Here is a 3,219-nt window from a genome sequence, read left to right as displayed (position 1 = left end):
ATCATAAGCTGACTGCCCGCGCCCGCGGTAGTCGAAGGCGATGACCTTTCGTGGAGTTGCCGCATGCGTCGACAGATAGAGCGCCAGCTCGTGAAAATCCCTGGCATTGCGGGTCAGGCCAGGCAGGCAGACAACCGGCCAGGGTCCGGAATTGGCCTCGCCATAGACGCGCGCATGGAGTTTTAACCCGTCCGGTGCGCTGTAGAAGAAGTCGGAAAAAAGCTGCTCGCTTGCCATCGGAATGTGCGACCTCGCTGTATCAATCTGGACAGCTACAGGCGAGGGCAGGGATGGTCAATAAAAGGCGCTCTTGCCTTCTCCCACAAGTGGAGAAGGACAGAAAGGCTCAACTCCGCCCGTTCACCAGATCCCCGACAATGTCGTATTCGCCGGAAATACGCATCTTGTAGACCTCGTAATTCTCCATCACTCGCTGAACGTAACTTCTTGTTTCCGTGTAGGGAATCCGCTCGATCCAGTCGACGACCGCGTCGATGTCCTTGCCGCGCGGGTCGCCATATCTGCCCACCCACTGCCTGGCCCGGTTGGGGCCGGCATTGTAGCCGGCGAAGGTCAGCACGTAGGAGCCGTTGAAGCGGTCGAGCTGTTCGCCGAGGAAGGCCGAACCAAGCGTCGCGTTGTAGCCGGCATCGGTGGTCAGCCGTGTTTGCGAAAACTGCAGCCCGGCCTTCTTCGCCAATTGCCTTGCGGTTCCCGGCATCAGCTGCAGCAGCCCGCGCGCGCCGGCGCTCGACACGGCGCCGATGTTGAATTCGCTTTCCTGGCGGGCGATCGCATAGGCCAGCGCCTTGCCTGAGCCGGAAATGTCGGCCGAATCGGGAATGACGCCGAGCGGATGCGACAATGCGCCGACATCAATGCCGCGCGCCCCGGCGATCTTGCCGATTTTCAGCGCCATGAAATGGTTCCCTTGCTTTTCGGCAAGGACAGCGAGCAGCGCCAGTTCGCCTGGACTGGTCAACTGCCCGGCAAGGTCGCGATAGAGCGTCTCGGCATAGCGGTCGTAGCCCGCCTCCTGCAGCCGCTTGATGGCGCTGACGGCCTCGCGGCCGGCAAAGTTCTGCCGGTCGGCTGCGCTTGGCGAGGGATAGACGATGTTGAGCGCCTGCCGGCCGACACGTTCGGCGGCAAGCTGGCCGTAGAATGTCGTGCCGTAGGCAGCGGCGCGCGCAAAATAATCCTTGGCGTTGCCCGGGCCGCCGACTTCGGCGGCACGGCCGAGCCAGTAATACGCGCGCGACAGCGTCATCGGCCCTTGGGCAAGGTCGGCGATGCGAGCGAAATGCGTTGCGGCAAGCTTGGGGTCGTTCAGGCCGCGCAACGCGTACCAGCCGGCATGGAATTCGGCGTCGGCCGCATTGGTGGCACTTTCGGCAGCGTGTGTAGCGACGATCTTGTACGCGGCCTTCATGTCGCCCTGGTCGACCAGTTCACGCGACAGCACCCGGCGCTCGACCCACCAGGCATCCGGATCGACCAGAGCTTCGCGATCGGTCGGTGCCTGCATCACAATGGCTGCAGCGCCGGCAAAATCCTCCTGCTTGCGCAAATATTCGGCCTGCGCGAAGAAGTAGCCGGCCGAACGTTGCATTGCCGGCACGGCCTTCAGCAGCTTGGGCGCGTTCTTGTCGCCTTTGTCGGCCGCCGCCCATGCATCGGCGAGCTGCTGGGCGCCGGCGAGGCCGGCGACGCGCAGCGCGGAATTCGCGCGGTCGGCATAGAACATGCGCTCCATGCGAAAGCGGTGGTCCGCGGCCGGGATCAGGCTGCCGAATTCCTTGATCAGCGCCGCCTCGTCCTTGGCCTCCAGGATCGCGGTGCGCCAGAAGGGCGACAGCACGGAACGCGCCGCCTTGGTATTGCTGGACGCCACATAGGCGCGGGCGAGAACCATCACGCCTTCGAATGTCTGCGGCTGGCTGCCATCGAACGCCCTGATGACGATGTCGGGGGCAGGGTTCTCTCGATAGAGCGCGCGCTCGCTGTTCTTGCGCAGGGCTACGGTCCCCGGCCAGTTGGGCAGCATCTTGGCCGCAGCAGTGATATCGTCGCTCGGAACCTTGTCGCCGCCATAAAGCGCGATCGCCCAGGCAAGGATATGCTGGTCGAGCGACTGCGCCGGAAGGGCATCGCGCACGCCACGAGCGCGGAGACTATCACCCCGCGCCAACGCATCCAGTCCGCTTTTCAGAGGGGCGACGTCGGGCAAGGGCGCCTGTCGCGTTCTGTCCTGCAGGTCTGGCAGCGCAATTGCCGCGCCTGGAATCGGAATGGCTGAGGTGACCCGTGCGTCCACGCTGCCGCTGATCGCCATGCCCGGCATCAGCGCGAGCGCGGCGCCAAGCAGCGCGAGAAGGTGAGGCCGACCGCCCGGCATGATCCCTAAATCTTTCCTTGTCCTGGCATTCCACAAGCTGGCGAAGATGCCTCGAAGCCTAAACTTAGGTCGTGAAGAGCCCGTAAACAAAGAGTTAGCGAGGCCGTTCGAATTGCGCTTGCTGGCACCATGGCAATGCTTGCCGCGCAACCATGTCGAGACTATGGTGCGCCGCTTCGCTTTCGGTTAGAAGGCGCGACCACAAACACCGACACAAAACACCAGAAGTGCCAAGGAGTTGGACGATATGCTGAGAGGCTCGCTTACTGCGCTCGTGACACCGTTCGAAAAGAGCGGGCGTTTCGACGAGAAAGCCTTTCGCGCATTCGTCGAATGGCAACTCGCGGAGGGCACGACGGGCCTGGTGCCGGTCGGCACCACCGGCGAGTCGCCGACACTGTCGCATGACGAGCACCGCCAGGTCGTCAAGGTATGCATCGAGGTGGCCAAGGGACGAGTTCCGGTCGTCGCCGGCGCTGGTTCCAACAACACCGAGGAAGCCGTCGGGCTCGTGCAGTATGCCGAGAAGGCCGGCGCCGATGCCGCCCTGGTCGTCACGCCTTATTATAACAGGCCGACGCAGCGCGGCCTGTATGAGCACTTCGCGGCGGTCGCCAGGGCGACCAAGCTGCCGATCATCATCTACAACATCCCGCCGCGCTCGGTCATCGACATGATGCCGGACACGATGGGCCGGCTCGTGCACGACTTCAAGAACATCGTCGGTGTCAAGGATGCCACCGGCAAGGTCGAACGGGTTTCCGAGCAGCGTGCCACGTGCGGCAAGGATTTCATCCAGCTTTCGGGCGAAGATGCTTCGG

Annotated in this window: 3 protein-coding genes; 1 reads left to right on the top strand and 2 read right to left on the bottom strand. The window is 63.3% G+C overall.

The genetic code is table 11. The features are described 5' to 3' along the window. On the bottom strand, positions 1 to 237 hold a 237-nt coding region (locus tag EN879_RS29450), incomplete at its 3' end, for an alpha/beta hydrolase (RefSeq protein ID WP_164774651.1). A 109-nt stretch (positions 238 to 346) separates the two neighbouring features. After that, positions 347 to 2,398 carry a lytic transglycosylase domain-containing protein gene (locus EN879_RS29445; RefSeq protein ID WP_013532596.1) on the bottom strand — a complete coding sequence of 684 codons (2,052 nt, stop codon included), beginning with the start codon at positions 2,396 to 2,398 and terminating at the stop codon, positions 347 to 349. A gap of 247 nt (positions 2,399 to 2,645) precedes the next feature. On the opposite strand from EN879_RS29445, the gene dapA reads away from it, so the two are divergent. Continuing rightward, a partial coding sequence (gene dapA, locus EN879_RS29440) for a 4-hydroxy-tetrahydrodipicolinate synthase (RefSeq protein WP_127274427.1) occupies positions 2,646 to 3,219 on the top strand: 574 nt, incomplete at its 3' end.

It is taken from the genome of Mesorhizobium sp. M7A.F.Ca.AU.002.02.1.1, from assembly GCF_003998535.1.
GTDB classification, from domain to species: domain Bacteria; phylum Pseudomonadota; class Alphaproteobacteria; order Rhizobiales; family Rhizobiaceae; genus Mesorhizobium; species Mesorhizobium ciceri.
The sequence above is the reverse complement of the archived record's forward strand: the minus strand, read 5'-3'. Positions and strand labels throughout refer to the sequence as shown.

What these genes read in the sequence shown, in the direction of transcription:
- EN879_RS29445 (WP_013532596.1), bottom strand. Translation starts at nt 2,398, where the DNA reads ATGCCGGGCGGTCGGCCTCACCTTCTCGCGCTGCTTGGCGCCGCGCTC.